We start from the raw sequence: 255 nt of genomic DNA on the forward strand, positions 1-255 counted from the left end.
GCGTTCAGCATGGATTGCAACCCGTATCTTTGGCGATAGTCGTCCCAATCGGCTTTTTCTTCACAGGGTGGCAGTGCAACGAACCCCGATACTGCCGCTGCTGCCTGTTCTGCCGCAATTTTTCCTGGGTTCTTTTTAAGGTTGCCGTCTGCGTCCAATTCACCCTCGGCGTGCCAGTCGTTATCTGCGGCGATAATGATTATCGCGTGAGGCCATTTTTTACGGCACTCGATAGCAACGGGCTTCAAATTCCCT

At 52.5% G+C, this 255-nt stretch carries 1 pseudogene; it reads right to left on the minus strand.

From position 1 onward, the window contains the following. A pseudogene (locus tag AACQ81_RS06790) lies at positions 1-255 on the minus strand (DUF927 domain-containing protein); the annotation flags it as partial.

It is taken from the genome of Xenorhabdus sp. Sc-CR9, assembly GCF_963897815.1.
Taxonomy (GTDB): domain Bacteria; phylum Pseudomonadota; class Gammaproteobacteria; order Enterobacterales; family Enterobacteriaceae; genus Xenorhabdus.